Raw genomic sequence first — 18,755 nt, forward strand, 5'->3', positions numbered from 1 at the left:
ACAGTAGCAGTCCACGTTGTTAATCTTACAATTAATATTCTTTTAACTATAGGAGGAAGTTACGAAAATGTGGGAAACTAAATTTGCCAAAGAAGGTTTAACTTTTGATGATGTATTATTAGTACCAGCTCATTCCGAAGTATTACCGAAAGATGTTGATTTATCAGTTCAATTAACACCGAAAATTAAATTAAACATTCCAATGATTAGTGCAGGTATGGATACAGTTACTGAGTCTAAAATGGCAATTGCTATGGCAAGACAAGGCGGTATCGGTATTATCCATAAAAACATGGGGATCGATGAGCAAGCTGAACAAGTAGAAAAAGTAAAACGTTCTGAAAATGGTGTTATAACAAACCCATTCTTCTTAACTCCGACTCATCAAGTTTTCGATGCTGAACATTTAATGGGGAAATACAGAATCTCTGGTGTACCTATTGTTGATAGCATGGAAAACCAAAAATTAGTAGGGATTATTACAAACCGTGATTTACGTTTTATCTCTGACTACTCTTTAAAAATTGAAGATGTAATGACAAAAGAAGATTTAATTACGGCTCCTGTTGGAACGACTTTAGAGGATGCTGAAAAAATTCTTCAACAATATAAAATCGAAAAACTTCCGATTGTAGATGAAGAAGGTAGATTAACTGGACTTATCACAATTAAAGATATCGAGAAAGTAATTGAATTCCCGAATGCTGCTAAGGACATACATGGCCGTTTACTTGTAGGTGCAGCAGTTGGTGTATCAAAAGATACAATGGTACGTATTGAAAAACTTGTAGAAGCACAAGTAGACATTGTAGTAATCGATACTGCTCACGGTCATTCAGAAGGCGTATTACAGACAATTCGCTCAATCCGTGAGACTTATCCAGAATTAGAAATTATCGCTGGTAACGTAGCAACTTCAGAAGGTGCACGTGCATTATTTGAAGCTGGTGCAGACGTTGTGAAGGTTGGTATTGGCCCAGGTTCAATTTGTACTACACGTGTAGTAGCTGGTGTAGGTGTACCACAAATTACAGCAGTTTATGATTGTGCTACAGTAGCTCGTGAGCTTGGTAAAACGATTATTGCCGATGGTGGTATTAAGTACTCTGGTGATATCGTAAAAGCTTTAGCAGCTGGTGGAAATGTGGTAATGCTTGGTTCACTTCTAGCAGGTACTTCTGAATCTCCAGGAGAAACAGAAATTTTCCAAGGACGTCGCTTCAAAGTTTATCGTGGTATGGGTTCTATTGGAGCAATGGAAAAAGGCTCAAAAGACCGTTACTTCCAAGAAGACGCGAAAAAATTAGTGCCTGAAGGTATTGAAGGTCGCCTACCATATAAAGGACCACTAGCAGATACAATTTATCAACTTATTGGTGGCATTCGTGCTGGTATGGGTTATTGTGGAGCACCACATCTTGAGCATTTACGAGAAAAAGCTCAATTTGTTAGAATGACTGGTGCTGGTCTTCGTGAATCCCATCCACATGATGTACAAATTACAAAAGAAGCACCAAACTATTCAATGTAATTTATTACTTGCAACTTTTATGCTTTCGCATCGTCTACAAAGATGGCGCGAGAGCATTTTTTTATGGTAGAGAGTCAACACGTATGTTGTTATCTATGATAAAATGTCGAGGACAAGATTATTTTTTGGAGGGCTTTAGAGGTGAAAAAGAAAACGAACACCGTATTACGCTTACTCCTAATTCCTGTTTTACTAATTAGTATTTTTGCAGGTATTCCTGCACAGGCACATGCGGAAACAGATTTAGGATTAACAGTGGATGCTGCGATTTTAATTGACGCAGACTCAGGGAAAATTTTATATGAACAAAATGCAGATACTTCACTAGGTATTGCAAGTATGACAAAGATGATGACTGAATTCCTGTTATTGGACGCAATTGATGCAGGAACAGTTAAATGGGATCAGGAATATCACGTAACAGATTATACGTATCGTATGTCTCAAAATCGTGCATTAAGTAATGTACCTTTACGTAGAGATGGCACTTATACCATTCGTGAATTATACGAGGCAATGGCAATTTATTCTGCAAATGCGGCAACAGTAGCTATTGCTGAAACGATTGCAGGTTCTGAGACTGAGTTTTTAAAGTTAATGAATAAAAAAGCAGAGGAACTTGGTTTAGAAGGCTATAAATTTGTCAATGCAACGGGCCTTAATAATGCTGATTTATTTGGTATGCACCCATCAGGTACAGGCCCAGAGGATGAAAATGTGATGCCTGCTAAATCTGTAGCAAAATTGGCTTATCATTTATTAAAAGATCATCCAAAGGTTTTAGAGACATCTAAAATTGCAAAAAAGAAGTTCCGTGAAGGTACTGAAGATGAAATTCAAATGTCTAACTGGAACTTTATGTTGCCTGGATTAGTGTATGAATACGAAGGTGTAGATGGATTAAAAACAGGTACAACAAACTTTGCAGGTCATTGTTTCACAGGTACTGCAGAGCGCAATGGTACTCGTTTGATTGCTGTTGTTATGAAGGCTGTTGATGCAAAAGGACAAGGATCTTATGAAGCTCGTTTTGATGCAACAGCAAAATTATTTAACTATGGCTTTTCTCAATTCTCAAAGCAAGAAATTTTACCAGCGAACTATACGTTCAAAGGTCAAAAAACAGTAAAAGTGACAAAAGGTAAAGAAGACAAAGTAGCGATTGCGGTAAAAGAACCCATTTCATTTATGATTAAGTCTTCTGATAAAGATTTATATAAACCGACATTGGTTTTAGATAAAAAAAGTTTAGAGGCAGATGTTAAAAAGGATACTGTTGTAGGTAAGGTTGTTATTGAACGCACAGAAGGCACAGATTACGGCTTTATCGATGGCAAGGATATTTCATCTGATGTTGTCACAACAAAGGCTGTAGAGCGCGCTAGCGGTATCTCATTGTTCTTCCAAGGTGTAGGTAACTTCTTCGGCAATTTATGGGGAGGCATTACTGACTTTGTTGGTGGACTGTTTTAATAATTAAAAATAAGCACATGAATGTACTTAGCATTCATGTGCTTTTTCACATTTTTGAACCGTACAGCATACGCTAATAGGCGAAAGGATGTGGCTAAATGTGTGGCATTACAGGATGGGCTAGCTTTCAAAAGGATTTAAGAACAAGTGATATGATCTTAAAACGAATGACCCAAACATTAAATAAGAGAGGGCCTGATGATGAAAATATTTGGTGTAGTGAGCATATTGCATTTGGCCATCGACGACTAGCTGTTATCGATCTAATTGGTGGTAAACAGCCAATGAAAAAAATACATGATGGGGTAAACTATGTCATTACATATAATGGCGAACTTTATAATACCGAAGAGGTTCGTAAAGAACTTCAAAAAAGAGGGCACAGTTTTACAACACATTCAGATACAGAAGTATTATTAACTGCGTATATTGAATGGAAAGAGCAATGTGTAGATTTTCTAAATGGCATATTTGCCTTTGGTGTATGGGATGAGCAAACACAATCACTGTTTTTATGCAGAGACCGATTAGGTGTGAAGCCATTGTATTATACAGAATTAAAGGATGGTGTTCTTTTCGCATCTGAAGTGAAAGCATTGTTGGCACACCCAATGGTTCAAGCAAGTGTAAATACTGAAGGATTGGCAAGTATGATGGCTGTGGGGCCCTCAAGAGCACCAGGCAAGACACTTTTTAAAGATATTGAAGAATTAAGACCAGGGTATGCTATGCGTTTTACTAGAGAAGGCTTAAGAAAGTGGCAGTATTGGCAGTTACATAGCCAAAAGCATGAAGAATCATTAGGCGAGACTATTGAGCGCATTCGCTTTTTGTTAACTGATGCAATTGAACGACAGTTGGTTTCGGATGTCCCTATCTGTACATTTCTTTCAGGTGGATTGGATTCTAGTATTATAACCGGTATTGCAGCAAATAGGTTTCAACAACAAAATAAACAATTGCATACCTATTCTATTGATTATGAGGATAATGAACGCTTTTTTAATCCACATACTTTCCAAACATCAACAGATACGTACTGGATTCAAAAAATGACTGACACATTTCAGACGGCACATCACGCAGAGGAAATTACTCAGCAACAATTAATTGATTTATTAGTTGAATCGGCCATTGTCCGAGATTCACCTGGTATGGCAGATGTAGACTCATCCTTATTATGGTTTTGCCGAGAGATAAAAAGAGATTTTACAGTAGCGTTATCAGGGGAGTGCGCAGATGAGATTTTTGGTGGATACCCTTGGTTTAAAGAAAAGACAACTGGCTTTCCGTGGATTCGATCTTTATCTGAAAGAAATGCATTGCTACAAGAGAAGTGGAATAAAAAATTAAAGATTGAATCCTTTGCACATCAACTATATACGCAAACAATAGCTGAAGTACCGTTGTTGGATGGAGAAAGTTCTGAAGAAGCTAGACATCGCGAAATGTTTTATTTGAATATGACTTGGTTTATGCAGACTTTGCTAGAGCGCAAGGATCGTATGAGTATGGGGGCAAGTTTAGAGGTACGTGTTCCTTTTGCAGATCATCGTCTTGTGGAATATGCTTGGAATATTCCGTGGGAAATGAAGAACTTGGATGGCATAGAAAAGGGTTTACTACGAAAATCGATGGCTCAGTTATTGCCTGATGAGGTGTTGTATCGTAAAAAGAACCCTTATCCTAAAACGTATCACCCAGTTTATACAGCAGGTATTCAAAAGTGGTTAAAAGAAATCCTTCAAAATAAAAATTCGATACTACATGAACTATTTGACAACAAAAAACTTTTAGAATTAATAGACTCTGGAGGAAGCTCATTCAAGATCCCTTGGTATGGGCAACTAATGGCAGGGCCACAGCTTTTAGCGTACCTAGGGCAAATTCATACTTGGTTTGAACATTATCAAATACAATTAATTGAAACGTAATAAAAAATGACTCATCTACTAACTAGATGGGTCATTTTTTTGTATTTCCCAACAATCCATCAATTGTTCAATGGATCGTTCAATTGTATGAACAGGTATCCCACCAAAGCCAAGTAAAAATTGAGCTAGTGAAGATTCACAATGGTCTAGTCTATAATCAGATAAGGGATAAATCCCAATCTCTGATTGAGCAGCAAGCAGTTGCAATTGTTTCTCGGATAATGTGTGTTGAACATCTAATAAAATATGCATTCCGGCTTGCTCACCAGTAATTTTAATCGTTGATGAATACTTTTCTAATATAGAAGTTAGCTTATCATGCTTTTTACGATAAACCTTGCGCATTCGATTGAGATGCTTTGCAAAATGACCGTCACGCATAAAATTTGCCACGATATGTTGGTCGAAACGAGGCACCGTAGAAGAATAATAGTTAAATACATCACTATATGTTGCGAGTAGTTTAGGAGGAAGTACAAAATAAGCTACACGCAAAGAAGGCATTAATGATTTTGTAAAGGTGCTCATGTAAATAACTTTATCATTTCGATCTAAGGCATGTAGTGCAGGAATTGGTTTACCAGCATAACGAAATTCTGAATCATAATCATCTTCAATAATATAGCGAGAGGAACTTTGGGCCGCCCAATTTAAAGCCTGTGCACGTCGTGTCGCAGATAATACCGCGCCAGTAGGGAATTGATGTGACGGCGTAATGTAAACAACATTAGCACTTGTTCTCTCAAGCTCATGAATAATAATTCCCTCTTCATCAACGGCGATGGGTTGAACTTGTCGTTTATACTGTGAAAACATGCGATGCACGGCAGGGTATCCTGGGTTTTCTAAGGCAAAGCAGGTATCATCACTAAAAAGTCTTAAAATCATAGGAAGAAGCTGTTCAGTACCAGAGCCAACAACAATTTGCTCAGGATTACACACTACCCCACGCGATTGATATAAATAATTAGCAATCTCAGTGCGTAAAGAAAGTTCTCCTTGTGGTTCACCTGTTAGTAATAATTCCTTTGAGGTATCGTCAAAAAGCTCTTTCGCATACTTTCTCCACGTTTGGAATGGGAAGGCATCAATATCGATAGAACCAGGATTAAAATCAATTTTGTATGATTTTTTCTTAGGATGCTCTCTGAAAGAGGTTTCAGAGTCCTGCTGAATATAGGGAAGCTCATCAATTTCTTCTACAAAATAGCCAATGCGTGATTTGGACATAATATAACCTTCAGCCAGTAATTGGGCATAGGCAATTTCAATGGTTGTTTGAGAAATATTCAAAAAATCAGCTAATTTCCTTTTTGATGGTAATTTTTCTCCTACAGCTATTTTCTTAGAAATAATGGCCTCCTTTATGCCGTTATAAAGCTGATCATACAGCGGTTTATCACTATTTTTTACGAGTTGAAATAAAAGCATATCCATGTTTTAAAACCTCCTGACCTTATAATTATTTTGAAAACTGGTTATTTTTATATGGTCAATTTCCATTATACTAAATTTCATCATAAAGGTGGAGGTTAGAAAATGAAACAAATAGGAACAGAGCTAGTAAAACGTGGGATGGCAGAAATGCAGAAGGGTGGCGTCATTATGGATGTCATTAATGCAGAACAGGCCAAAATTGCAGAAGCTGCTGGAGCAGTTGCTGTTATGGCATTAGAGAGAGTACCTTCAGATATTCGCAAAGCAGGTGGTGTTGCACGTATGGCAGATCCTCGCATTGTTGAGGAGGTAATGGAGGCCGTTTCTATTCCTGTTATGGCAAAAGCCCGTATTGGCCATATTGTGGAAGCACGTGTTTTAGAAGCAATGGGTGTAGACTATATTGACGAAAGTGAGGTCCTCACACCAGCCGATGAAGAGTACCATTTATTAAAAAGTGATTATACAGTACCGTTTGTGTGTGGCTGTCGTGATTTAGGAGAAGCAGCACGTCGAATTGGAGAAGGAGCATCCATGTTACGTACAAAGGGCGAACCAGGAACAGGAAATATTGTGGAGGCAGTTCGACATATTCGCAAAGTAAATGGTCAGGTACGTAAAATCGTAGGCATGACAGAGGATGAACTAATGACAGAGGCGAAATTATTAGGAGCTCCTTTCGAATTATTAAGAGACATCAAACGTCTTGGTCGTTTACCAGTAGTAAATTTTGCCGCAGGAGGTGTGGCTACACCAGCCGATGCTGCATTAATGATGGAACTTGGTGCTGATGGCGTTTTCGTTGGTTCTGGTATTTTCAAATCTGAAAACCCGGAAAAATTTGCTCGTGCTATCGTAGAGGCGACTACCCATTATAAAGATTATAAGCTTATTGCAGAAATATCAAAGGAACTTGGCATACCAATGAAAGGTATTGATATTGCACAGCTTGGGCAAAGCGAACGTATGCAGGAGCGAGGTTGGTAGGATGAAACGAATAGGTGTGTTAGCACTACAAGGAGCTATACGTGAGCATGTTAAAATGCTAGAAGCCCTTAACTGTGAAGTCATCCAAGTAAAACATAAGAAAGATTTAATAAACCTCGATGGTCTTGTGTTACCTGGTGGGGAAAGCACAACCATGAGAAAATTGCTTGATCGCTTTGACTTACTAGAGCCGATTCGTGAACTTGCTCAGCAAGGTTTGCCTATGTTTGGGACATGTGCAGGATTAATTTTATTAGCTAGCCATCTAGTGGATGATGAAGCACATTTGGCAGTTATGGATGTCATAGTCGCACGAAACTCATTTGGTCGTCAGGTAGATAGCTTTGAAATACAACTGGATATCCCTAAAATAGGAATAGACATTCCAGCGGTATTTATTCGAGCGCCTCATATTAAAGCAGTTGGTAAAAATGTTGAAATTCTTGCTGAATATGAAGGAAAAATTATCTTAGCGCGAGATAATCATTTATTGGGTTGTGCATTTCATCCAGAATTAACCGGAGATTCACGAATTCTAGAATATTTTGTATCCTCTATGGTATGACTTGCAAAATTTGTTTTCATATAGTACAGTATGGTTAAAATTTAAATAACTGAACACGATGATGGGAAGTAGTAACAAGCACGTTTTTTTTAGAGAGTCAGCGGTTGGTGGAAGCTGATAAAAGCACTTGTGAATCCGTCCTGGAGTTGCACAGTCGAAGTAATGTAAGTAGGCTGCTGCCGGCTGAAATGCCGTTATGAAATAAGTGGATTAGGCATATGCCTAATCAATTAGGGTGGCAACGCGGGTAGCTCTCGTCCCTTTTTAGGGATGGGGGCTTTTTTGTGTTTATTTTTATTTAAAATTGAACTTTTGAATAAACCGCCGGACGAAATTATATCAAGACTTAAAGGATGCAACAATTCCCATCATTAAACTACTGGAGGTATGACTATGTTAGATATTAAACGCGTACGCGATAATTTCGCGGAAATTAAAGAAATGCTATTAACACGTAATGAAGATTTAGGAAACTTAGATGATTTTGAGGGTTTAGATGCAAAGCGTCGTGAGTTAATTGCTAAAACAGAAGAATTAAAAGCAGAACGAAATAAAGTATCTGAACAAATTTCAATTATGAAACGCAACAAGGAAAATGCAGATGAAGTTATTGCTCGTATGCGTCAAGTTGGCGATGAAATTAAAGAGCTAGATGTTCAACTAAATGATGTAGAAGAGCGATTTAAAGATATGATGATGCGCTTGCCAAACATTCCACATGAATCTGTACCAGTAGGCACAACAGAGGATGATAATGTAGAAGAATATACTTGGGGCGAAATTCCAACATTTGATTTTGACATTAAGGCACACTGGGATCTTGCTACTGATTTGAAGATTGTTGACTTTGAACGAGGTGCAAAAGTAACGGGTAGCCGTTTCTTATTCTACCGTGGGCTTGGGGCTCGCTTAGAACGAGCACTTATGACATTTATGATGGATTTACATGCAGAAGAGCATGGCTATGAGGAAATGCTACCACCTGTCATTGTTAATCGCGATAGCTTAACGGGTACAGGACAGTTACCTAAGTTTGAGGAAGATGTATTTAAATTAGAGGAAACAGATTATTTCATGATTCCAACAGCAGAGGTACCAGTTACAAACTTCTACCGTGATGAAATTTTACCTGCTGAAGCTTTACCCCAAGGTTTTGCTGCATACAGTGCATGCTTCCGTTCAGAGGCAGGCTCTGCGGGTCGTGATACACGTGGTTTAATCCGTCAGCACCAATTCAACAAAGTAGAATTAGTACGCTTTGTAAAACCAGAGGAGTCATATGAGCAATTAGAGCTGTTAACAGGTCATGCTGAAAAAGTACTGCAATTACTAGGCTTACCGTATCGTAAACTAAAAATGTGTACTGCTGATTTAGGATTTACTGCAGCGAAGAAATATGATTTGGAAGTTTGGATCCCAGCACAAAACATGTACCGTGAAATTTCTTCTTGCTCTAACTTTGAGGATTTCCAAGCACGACGAGCAAATATCCGCTTCCGTCGTGAGCCAAATGCAAAACCAGAATATGTTCACACATTAAACGGTTCAGGTCTTGCGATTGGACGTACAGTTGCAGCTATTTTAGAAAACTACCAACAAGCAGATGGAAGCGTAGTAATTCCTGAAGTTTTAAGACCATACATGGGTGGTAAAGAAGTAATTGCGCCTAATTAAATAACATGTAAAAGCTATTTTAGACGATCCTTTAAACAGGTAAATCTAAAATAGCTTTTTTGATGTCCAAAATTGAAATCTCTAATTTTTGAAAATTCGTTATACTGGGGAATATTCATGGATTTACACCATTTCGCACATGCCTTAAGTGAATTTGATAATGTTCACAGATGATAAAGGCTGTGCAATTTTTTATGATTTAGCATATTTAAATATATTATTGGCAATCGGCTTAACACCAGATGAATTTTTTCACAGTACTGTGACTGATAATTATCAAATTTTATCATCTGAAACAAGTACCATATTTAAAGTGATGCAAACAGGACAACCAATTTTAAATTACGAACAACAATTAACGACTCTAAATGGTTTTAGTTATCTATCATTAAGCTCAAATCCTATTATAGAGCAAGGCAGAACCTTTGGCGCAATTGAATTTTCAAAGCATTTTTATGAAAGTAAGCAAATAAAATACTTAGATAATTTCCTGGGACATAAGCTATACCGAGATAATTTTTACAACCTATCGTCTAGACGATTTTATAACGACCAATGCAGATGAAGGCCCAACTAGAAAGGCTCGTCGTAGTGCTAAGAAAAAAACGCTCCGATTTTGCTGACAGGGGAAACAGGGTCAGGGGAAGATATTGTCGCTCAGGGTATTTATAATGAAAGCGAGCTTTTTACAAAGCCGTTTATTACATTAAACTGTTCGACATTAGCAGAGGATAATATTTTTACACAGCTTTATGGCTCAGAAAATGAAGATACAAGTGGTAAGTTTACAGGAGGCAAACGGTGGTACTTTGCTTGCCATTCCCTTAAATATAAAAAAGAAGGTGTCTCATTAGGAGGCACCTTCTTTAGTTTATGGCTCCATCATTCTCGGTGATTTCAGCAATTCGTGCCTTTTTCGCAGCTTTTTTACGCTCTCGTAAAGCTTTAAAAAAGTCAGTTAAAATTTTCCCGCACTCTTCAGCTAAAACACCTTCTGTTACATCACATTCATGATTAAAACGTTCATCATTTAATAAACGATAAAGGGAATCGACACAGCCAGCCTTTTGGTCTCTTGCACCATAAACAACACGGGGCACTCGAGATTGTAGAATAGCTCCTGCACACATAGGGCAAGGCTCTAATGTAACATAAAGTGTTGTATCTTCGAGACGCCAACTACCTATTTTTTTGCAGGCTTCTTGAATAACCAACAGCTCAGCATGGGTAGTCGCATTTTGTGTTGTTTCTCTTAAATTATGGGCACGTGCAATAACAGTTCCCTCATAAACAAGTACTGCGCCAATCGGAACTTCTCCAAGTGAAGCAGCCAGATGTGCTTCCTCTAATGCTTGCTTCATAAAAAAGCGATCTGTTTCAAAAATATCCACTCATATCTCTCCTTAATAGTAGTGTAGCGTGCTGGATTGGTAATTGCTACTTTTAGCGTTGACATTCCTAATATAACCATATATATTTATATATGAACACATGCTCATATATAAATATTGAAGGGTAGGGTAAACTTTTATGGATGATAAATTAACAAGTTTAGAAGCACAGAAAAACGCTGATCAGCATTTAGATGAAGAAACACTATTTGTAGTATCTCAAACCTTTAAGGCATTAAGTGATCCAACTCGCATTCGAATTTTAAACTTACTATGCAAAGATGAACATTCTGTAAATGATATTGCGGATATTTTAGATTTAGGGCAATCAACCGTTTCCCATCAATTACGTTTTCTAAAAAATTTACGGTTAGTGAAGTTTAGAAGAGAAGGAACAACACTGTATTATTCCAAGGACGACGATCACATTATGAATTTACTAAAACAGGCAATTGAGCATGCAGCTCATAACTAAATAATGGGAGGAATAAAAATGGGACATCATCACGATCACGCTCATGATCATACTCATGGCGCAAATAAAAAAGTATTATTACTGTCATTTATTATTATTACAGGGTATATGATAGTTGAAGCGATTGGTGGCTTTTTAACAAATAGTTTGGCTCTGCTATCAGACGCAGGGCATATGTTAAGTGACTCTATTTCTTTGGGCATTGCCATGTTAGCTTTTACGTTTGGAGAAAAAGCTGCTAGTTATAGTAAGACCTATGGTTATAAACGATTTGAAATATTAGCTGCAGTGCTGAATGGCATTACACTAATAGGTATAGCATTATTTATTTTTTACGAAGCGATTGAACGCTTTGCTAATCCTCCTGAAGTAGCTACTACAGGAATGCTTGTTATTAGCACAATTGGTTTGTTAATTAACATTTTAGTAGCATGGATTATGATGCGTGGTAGTGATACAAAGGATAATTTAAATATGCGTGGCGCTTTTTTACATGTGCTTAGCGATATGCTAGGGTCTGTAGGGGCTATTGTTGCGGCGCTATTGATTATGTTTTTTGGTTGGGGCTGGGCAGATCCACTTGCAAGCGTTATTGTTGCTTTATTAGTAGTAAGAAGTGGCTACTATGTCACTAAAGCTGCCATTCATGTCTTAATGGAGGGAACACCTTCAAATGTAGATGTTCAGGAAATTATTCAGTTAATTGAACAAACTGAAGGAGTAGAGAGTATCCACGATTTACACATCTGGACAATTACTAGTGGAACAAATGCATTGTCCTGTCATGCAGTCGTTAATGATCAATTGAAAATAGCTGATAGTGAGCATATATTACGAAAAATTGAACATAATCTTGAGCATAAGGGCATTAAGCATGTAACGATTCAATTAGAAACAGCATCACATCAACATGAAAATTCAATTTTATGCCAATTGAAAAATGACCATGAACATCATCATGAATAAAAAAAAATTTGTAGCTTGCATACCCTTCTTGGGTATAGTATGATTAAAAAGAAATAGGAGGTGTAGTGAATGGAGGACATAGTAAAAGAAGATGCTTGTCATACAGAGGAAACTACGTCTTGTCGAAAAAGTCATCATCCTGAGCGTGTAAAAAAGGATTTAACGACCCGATTAAACCGTATTGAAGGTCAAATCCGGGGCATAAAGGGAATGATTGAAAAAGACGTTTACTGTGATGATATTATTACGCAACTGTCTGCCACACAGTCAGCTTTAAATAGTGTAGCGAAAATATTATTAGAAGGACATTTAAAGGGTTGTGTTGTAGATCGTCTATCAGAGGGCGATGAAGCAGTATTAGATGAATTAGTAGTAACGATTCAAAAGTTAATGAAAAAATAGATGTTTAAACTATTATTTAAAAGGAGAGATTTATTATGCAAAATGTAACGTTAAATGTACAAGGAATGTCATGTGGTCACTGTGTAAATTCAATTGAGAAAAGTGTTGGTGCTTTAGCTGGTGTAGAACAAGTAAAAGTTAATTTAGCAGAAGGTTTAGTGGATGTTGCTTTTGATGAAGCACAAGTGTCACTTGACCAAATTAAAGAAACAATTGATGATCAAGGCTACGACGTAAAATAGTAGTATCAGTAGAGTGCCCCTGTAGCACTCTCTTATTTTCAAATTTATATACCCCTGGTTGGTATAAGGAGAGGTGAAAGGTAAATGAGTTCTGATATAAAAGAGGCGAATTTGCAAATTACAGGTATGACATGTGCAGCCTGTGCCACTCGGATAGAAAAAGGTTTAAATAAAATGGATGGTGTAGAACAAGCAACGGTTAATTTAGCACTTGAAAAATCGTCTATTAAGTACGATCCAGCAAAGTTGAGTGAAGAAGATTTTGAAAAGAAAATAGAAGCACTTGGTTATGGTGTTGTTAAACAAAAAGCTGAACTTGAAATTACAGGGATGACGTGTGCAGCCTGTGCCACTCGGATAGAAAAAGGGTTAAATAAGCTAAGCGGTATCTCTTCTGCCAATGTAAACTTAGCACTTGAAAAGGCAATGATTGAGTTTAATCCATCAGAAGTATCCATCACAGATATCATTGTGAAGGTAGAGAAGCTAGGCTATGGGGCTCATCAAAAAGAAGACGAGGCAGAAATGGTGGACCATCGAGAAAAAGCCATTAAACAGCAACAACGCAAATTTATTCTGTCGGCTATTCTTTCATTACCACTGCTTTGGACGATGGTTGGACATTTTTCCTTTACATCGTTTTTATATGTGCCAGAATTTCTTATGAATCCTTGGGTTCAAATGGTGTTAGCAACGCCAGTACAATTTATTATAGGTAAGCAATTTTATGTAGGAGCCTACAAAGCTTTACGTAACGGTAGTGCAAATATGGATGTACTTGTCGTCATGGGGACATCTGCTGCGTATTTCTATAGTGTCTATCAAGCAATCGTAACGATAGGGTCTCACCATGGCCCCCATCTTTATTTTGAAACGAGTGCGGTTTTAATTACATTAATTTTATTAGGGAAATTATTTGAGGCCAAAGCAAAGGGGCGTTCTTCTGAAGCCATAAAAAAACTGATGGGACTTCAAGCTAAAACGGCTGTGGTTGTACGTGACGGTGTAGAAAAAGAGGTTCCTTTAGCAGAAGTTATCATTGGCGATGTTATTCTAGTAAAACCAGGGGAGAAAATTCCTGTCGATGGAGAGGTATTAGAGGGATCAACAGCTGTTGATGAATCAATGCTTACAGGTGAAAGTCTGCCAGTTGATAAAAAACAGGGCGATCAATTATTTGGGTCCACTATTAATAAAAATGGTTTTATTAAAATGACAGCAACTAAGGTTGGTCGTGACACAGCGTTAGCACAAATCATTAAAGTAGTTGAAGATGCTCAGGGATCTAAAGCGCCTATTCAACGCTTAGCAGACCAAATTTCGGGAATTTTTGTACCAATCGTTGTCGGTATTGCATTGGTAACATTTTTAGTTTGGATTATTTGGGTCCGCCCAGGAGAATTTACACCCGCTTTAGAGGTTTTAATTGCAGTTCTTGTCATTGCTTGTCCTTGTGCTCTTGGATTAGCAACGCCAACGTCTATCATGGCAGGTTCAGGTCGTGCAGCTGAATTTGGTATTTTATTTAAGGGTGGAGAACATTTAGAGCAAACGCAAAGTATTGATACAGTTGTTGTAGATAAAACAGGTACAGTGACACATGGTAAACCAGAGCTAACGGATGTTCTATTAGCTCCAGCACAAGATGAAGGACGCTTTTTATCATTAATTGGGGCAGCTGAGAAACAGTCAGAGCATCCACTTGCTGAAGCCATAGTACATGGTATAGAGGAACGTGGTATAGCATTAGGTGACGTCCAATTTTTCGAAGCAATCCCAGGTTATGGTGTGCAGGCGACTGTCGCAGGTCAGGGTGTTGTCATTGGAACACGTAAATTAATGCAGCAATATGGTATTCAAATTGATGATATTTTACCAACAATGGAGCAACTTGAGCGAAACGGTAAAACAGCAATGCTAGCTGCTATCAATGGTCAATATGCAGGTTTAGTAGCTGTCGCTGATACAGTTAAAGATACGTCAAAAGAAGCCATACATCGACTTCAGGATATGGGTATTAAGGTCATTATGATGACGGGTGACAATGAACGTACAGCTCAAGCAATAGGCTCAGAGGTAGGAGTAAATCATGTGATTGCTGAAGTCTTACCAGAAGGCAAGGCAGATGAGGTGAAAAAGCTACAAGCTCAAGGAAAAAAAGTAGCAATGGTGGGCGATGGCATTAATGATGCGCCTGCGCTGGCAACTGCCAATATCGGAATGGCCATTGGTACAGGAACTGATGTGGCGATGGAAGCGGCAGACATTACACTTATTCGTGGCGACTTAAATAGTATCGCAGATGCCATTCTGATGAGTCGCAAAACAATGCGTAATATCAAACAAAATCTATTTTGGGCTTTTGCATACAATACATTAGGTATTCCTATTGCTGCAATTGGTCTACTTGCTCCATGGGTAGCTGGTGCTGCGATGGCTTTCAGCTCGGTATCGGTAGTATTAAATGCATTACGATTACAGCGAGTAAAATTATAAAGTATGAAAGGCATTGAGAAGTATATTCTCGATGTCTTTTTTATTTATTTGGAGGAGAAATTTCACTTTTAAATTTACTAGAATAATAGGTTGATTCTGTTTTTCATTTTCCCACTATGATACAATGAACGGTACTGATTCATTTAATAAATGAGGTGTCAGCGAGCGGGGCACGATGATAGAATCCATAGAATAAAAGGAGGAACTTCTAGTGACGGTTCCATTTGTTACGGTAGAAGGTCCGATTGGTGTTGGTAAAACCTCTTTATCGAAAGAGATAGCAGCAACATTAAATTACCATCTATTAAAAGAAATTGTAGACGAAAACCCTTTTTTAAATAAATTTTATGAAAACATAGAGGAATGGAGTTTCCAAACCGAAATGTTCTTTCTTTGTAATCGTTATAAACAATTAACTGATATAAAAAAGTTTCGATTAGCAGAAGCCAAACCTGTTGTAGCAGACTACCATATTTTTAAAAATTTAATATTTGCCAAGCGAACATTGGCACCAACTGAGTACGAGAAATACGAGGAAATATATGGGATTTTAACAAAAGATATGCCTGTTCCAAATGTAGTGGTTTATTTACAAGCTAGCGTCGAAACATTAATGAAGCGTATCGCGATGCGTGGCCGAGAATTTGAAAAGATGATTTCACGTGATTATATGGAGCAGCTTGTGGCTGATTATCATTCGTTTATCGAGCATTTTGAGGAAATGCATCCTGAAATTCCAGTTATTCGATTTAATGGGGATCAGCTTGATTTTGTCAAAAATCCACATGATTTAAATTACGTTTTAAAGATAATTAAAGACACGTTACAACAAAGGAGTTTGCAATAATGAATTTAAGAGAGAAGTACGATATTCCTCCTCAAACCGTTATCACGATTGCTGGTACAGTGGGTGTAGGAAAATCAACGATGACAAAGGCGTTAGCAGAAGCACTAAATTTTCGTACATCATTTGAAAAAGTAGATACAAATCCATATCTTGATAAATTTTATGAGGACTTTGAAAAATGGAGCTTTCATTTACAAGTTTACTTTTTAGCAGAGCGTTTTAAAGAACAGAAGCGTATTTTTGAATATGGTGGAGGATTTATACAAGATCGATCCATTTATGAGGATACTGGCATTTTTGCTAAGATGCATTTTGATAAAGGGACAATGAGCCCAACTGATTATGAAACGTATACGAATCTGTTTGATGCTATGGTGATGACACCATATTTCCCACATCCCGATTTGCTTGTCTATCTTGAGGGACCAATTGATGCAGTTATTGGACGTATTCAAGAACGTGGACGAGCAATGGAGCAACAAACACCAAATGATTATTGGATAGAAATGCATGAACGCTATGAAAACTGGATTAATAATTTTAACTCCTGTCCAGTTCTACGTTTAGATATTAATGATTATGATTTATTAAAAAATCCTGATGCCATTGAATCAATTGTGAGCCGTATCAGTCATATGCTAAAACAAACAAGCCATTTACGAAAATAGAATTATAATAAATGACCAAAAAACGTGAGACAATATGTAGCTGATTGTTTCACGTTTTTTGAATAGGAGGGATTATTATAAGAATTGCAGTGTATTGTGGATCCGGTTTAGGGAAAAGTCCCATTTTTGCTGAAAAGGCCTCTGAGCTAGGTACTTCACTAGCGAAAAACGGCCATGGTGTTGTCTATGGTGGTTCTAAAACAGGATTAATGGGTAAGGTTGCAGATGCTGTTTTAGCAGCGGGTGGAGAAGTAATTGGTGTGATGCCAACTCACTTACAGAAGCGAGAATTGGCTCATGCCTCATTAACAGAGATTCATTTTGTAGATTCAATGCATATTCGTAAAGCAAAGATGGCAGAGTTGGCTGATGCATTTATCGCTCTTCCTGGGGGTGCAGGTACTTTAGATGAATACTTTGAGGTATTTACCTGGGCACAAATTGGACTTCATGCCAAGCCTGTCATTTTATATAATGTCCATGGATTTTATGATGCCCTCTTACAGCATTTCAAAATCATGTTGGAGGAAGGTTTTATACGTGCTGAACAAAAAGAACTTTTTTGCGTAGCTACTTCTTCGGAAGAGATATTGAGCTTATTAAAAAAACATGGGTGAAACATTACCCATGTTTTTTACCGAATATAAAAGTAAAATAAATTATTATAAGTAAAAAAATAGTAAAAGGGGTATTGTTTATGCACAGTGTAGAGGCTCAAGTAACCGATGATTTAGTAGTTCAAGCCATTGAACGTAATATTGCAATTATTCGTTTTGATATGGATCGAAAAGTAGCCTATGTAAATGAGCTATTCGCTCAAACGCTAGGCTATACAGTACAAGAGATGCTAGGAAAGCATCATAAAGAATTTTGTCTCCCCGATTTCAGTAATAGTATGGAGTATGATAAGTTTTGGCGCAATTTAACAGTAGGAAACAGTTATCAGGATAAAATTGAGAGAATGGATGCGAATGGCAATATCATTTGGCTTGAGGCAACATATATGCCGGTTTTTGCAAACAATACAAGACAAGTAATTGGTGTCTCTAAAATTGCGACCAATATTACTGAGCGTCAAAATGAAATAGTAAATGTAGCAGACAAATTGAAAGGCATGTCTAAAGAGCTTTATCATCGTTCTGAGACAGGTATTCAAAATAGCCAAGACTTACTAAAAACAATTAAAGCGGTTTCACAAGAGTCTAATGAAAATGTTAGTAACCTCGTGAAGCTTCAAAAACAAGCAGATTCTATTAAAGGGATTGTGAAGACTATTCAAGAGATTGCCTCACAAACAAACTTATTAGCTTTAAATGCAGCTATTGAAGCAGCTAGAGCAGGAGAATATGGTAGAGGTTTTGATGTCGTGGCCAAAGAGGTACGAAAGCTTTCAGTTAGGGTTGAGCAGTCCATTTCACAAGTGAAGGAGAATGTTGAGGGGATAGAACGGGAAATCGGACAAGTGACAGATAGTATTACAAGAATTGCTGAAAAAGTAGATAAGACGAATCAACAAATTACCGTCACGACAAATGATTTTAATGAAATTGCATCTGCTGCTGAAGCATTAGATGAGCAATCAAAGCAGTTTATCGAAATCATTTAATAGTATCATTCATAAGAAAATATGGGCTTAACAAAAGTTTCCTTTAGTATCCGAGAAAGAT

At 37.5% G+C, this 18,755-nt stretch carries 19 protein-coding genes and 1 other annotated feature; of the genes, 17 read left to right on the plus strand and 2 right to left on the minus strand.

The genetic code is table 11. The annotated features are described in order from the left end of the window. Positions 1-67 precede the first annotated feature (67 nt). From guaB to asnB, 3 genes are all read left to right on the plus strand, one after another. Positions 68-1,531, plus strand: a complete 1,464-nt coding sequence (gene guaB / locus OU989_RS00085) for an IMP dehydrogenase (RefSeq protein WP_274795114.1) — start codon at positions 68-70, stop codon at positions 1,529-1,531. Between the two features lie 141 nt (positions 1,532-1,672). Beyond that, complete coding sequence (locus OU989_RS00090; protein WP_274795115.1) at positions 1,673-3,004, plus strand: D-alanyl-D-alanine carboxypeptidase family protein; 1,332 nt, start codon at positions 1,673-1,675, stop codon at positions 3,002-3,004. A 98-nt stretch (positions 3,005-3,102) separates the two neighbouring features. Beyond that, positions 3,103-4,938 carry an asparagine synthase (glutamine-hydrolyzing) gene (asnB, locus tag OU989_RS00095; RefSeq protein ID WP_274795116.1) on the plus strand — a complete coding sequence of 612 codons (1,836 nt, stop codon included), beginning with the start codon at positions 3,103-3,105 and terminating at the stop codon, positions 4,936-4,938. Between the two features lie 18 nt (positions 4,939-4,956). On the opposite strand, the gene pdxR is transcribed toward asnB, so the two are convergent. After that, positions 4,957-6,375 carry a MocR-like pyridoxine biosynthesis transcription factor PdxR gene (gene pdxR / locus OU989_RS00100; RefSeq protein ID WP_274795117.1) on the minus strand — a complete coding sequence of 473 codons (1,419 nt, stop codon included), beginning with the start codon at positions 6,373-6,375 and terminating at the stop codon, positions 4,957-4,959. A gap of 102 nt (positions 6,376-6,477) precedes the next feature. Between pdxR and pdxS the strand changes: the two genes are divergently transcribed. The 5 genes from pdxS (at position 6,478) to OU989_RS00125 (ending at position 10,496) form a co-directional block, all read left to right on the plus strand. Further along, on the plus strand, positions 6,478-7,362 hold the full coding sequence (gene pdxS, locus OU989_RS00105; RefSeq protein ID WP_274795118.1) for a pyridoxal 5'-phosphate synthase lyase subunit PdxS: 885 nt from the start codon (positions 6,478-6,480) through the stop codon (positions 7,360-7,362). 1 nt (position 7,363) lies between these two features. After that, positions 7,364-7,927 carry a pyridoxal 5'-phosphate synthase glutaminase subunit PdxT gene (gene pdxT, locus OU989_RS00110; protein WP_274795119.1) on the plus strand — a complete coding sequence of 188 codons (564 nt, stop codon included), beginning with the start codon at positions 7,364-7,366 and terminating at the stop codon, positions 7,925-7,927. A gap of 49 nt (positions 7,928-7,976) precedes the next feature. Then, positions 7,977-8,192, plus strand: a binding site (T-box leader). Positions 8,193-8,320: 128 nt separating this feature from the next. After that, on the plus strand, positions 8,321-9,601 hold the full coding sequence (gene serS / locus OU989_RS00115) for a serine--tRNA ligase (RefSeq protein WP_274795120.1): 1,281 nt from the start codon (positions 8,321-8,323) through the stop codon (positions 9,599-9,601). A gap of 160 nt (positions 9,602-9,761) precedes the next feature. Continuing rightward, positions 9,762-10,166, plus strand: a complete 405-nt coding sequence (locus OU989_RS00120; protein ID WP_274795121.1) for a transcriptional regulator — start codon at positions 9,762-9,764, stop codon at positions 10,164-10,166. Between the two features lie 51 nt (positions 10,167-10,217). Beyond that, entirely contained in the window at positions 10,218-10,496 is a 279-nt protein-coding gene (locus OU989_RS00125) for a sigma 54-interacting transcriptional regulator (RefSeq protein WP_274795122.1), read from the plus strand. Here OU989_RS00125 and tadA read toward each other — a convergent pair. Beyond that, positions 10,468-10,992: a tRNA adenosine(34) deaminase TadA gene (gene tadA / locus OU989_RS00130; protein ID WP_274795123.1), complete on the minus strand. Its 525-nt coding sequence runs from the start codon at positions 10,990-10,992 to the stop codon at positions 10,468-10,470. The genes OU989_RS00125 and tadA overlap by 29 nt on opposite strands. Before the next feature lie 139 nt (positions 10,993-11,131). Here tadA and OU989_RS00135 point away from each other — a divergent pair, with 139 nt between their 5' ends. From OU989_RS00135 to OU989_RS00175, 9 genes are all read left to right on the plus strand, one after another. Next, complete coding sequence (locus tag OU989_RS00135) at positions 11,132-11,467, plus strand: ArsR/SmtB family transcription factor (protein WP_274795124.1); 336 nt, start codon at positions 11,132-11,134, stop codon at positions 11,465-11,467. 18 nt (positions 11,468-11,485) lie between these two features. After that, a complete protein-coding gene (locus OU989_RS00140; protein ID WP_274795125.1) occupies positions 11,486-12,433 on the plus strand; it encodes a cation diffusion facilitator family transporter in 948 nt (315 codons plus the stop codon). A gap of 69 nt (positions 12,434-12,502) precedes the next feature. After that, positions 12,503-12,835, plus strand: coding sequence for a metal-sensitive transcriptional regulator (locus OU989_RS00145; protein WP_274795126.1), 333 nt, complete (start codon positions 12,503-12,505; stop codon positions 12,833-12,835). A gap of 35 nt (positions 12,836-12,870) precedes the next feature. Next, a complete protein-coding gene (copZ, locus tag OU989_RS00150; protein WP_274795127.1) occupies positions 12,871-13,077 on the plus strand; it encodes a copper chaperone CopZ in 207 nt (68 codons plus the stop codon). Between the two features lie 84 nt (positions 13,078-13,161). Next, the gene (locus OU989_RS00155) at positions 13,162-15,573 is read left to right on the plus strand and encodes a heavy metal translocating P-type ATPase (protein ID WP_274795128.1); all 2,412 of its coding nucleotides are present in this window, start codon (positions 13,162-13,164) and stop codon (positions 15,571-15,573) included. A 211-nt stretch (positions 15,574-15,784) separates the two neighbouring features. Continuing rightward, positions 15,785-16,420: a deoxynucleoside kinase gene (locus tag OU989_RS00160; protein ID WP_274795129.1), complete on the plus strand. Its 636-nt coding sequence runs from the start codon at positions 15,785-15,787 to the stop codon at positions 16,418-16,420. Beyond that, entirely contained in the window at positions 16,420-17,088 is a 669-nt protein-coding gene (locus tag OU989_RS00165) for a deoxynucleoside kinase (protein ID WP_274795130.1), read from the plus strand. Before OU989_RS00160 ends, OU989_RS00165 begins: the two co-directional genes overlap by 1 nt. Positions 17,089-17,177: 89 nt before the next feature. Continuing rightward, positions 17,178-17,705 (plus strand): LOG family protein, encoded by a 528-nt coding sequence (locus tag OU989_RS00170; RefSeq protein ID WP_274795131.1) that lies wholly within the window; start codon positions 17,178-17,180, stop codon positions 17,703-17,705. An 80-nt stretch (positions 17,706-17,785) separates the two neighbouring features. Next, positions 17,786-18,694: a methyl-accepting chemotaxis protein gene (locus OU989_RS00175; protein WP_274795132.1), complete on the plus strand. Its 909-nt coding sequence runs from the start codon at positions 17,786-17,788 to the stop codon at positions 18,692-18,694. The last annotated feature ends 61 nt before the right edge of the window (positions 18,695-18,755 follow it).

The sequence above is a fragment of the Lysinibacillus irui genome (assembly GCF_028877475.1).
Lineage (GTDB): Bacteria > Bacillota > Bacilli > Bacillales_A > Planococcaceae > Lysinibacillus > Lysinibacillus irui.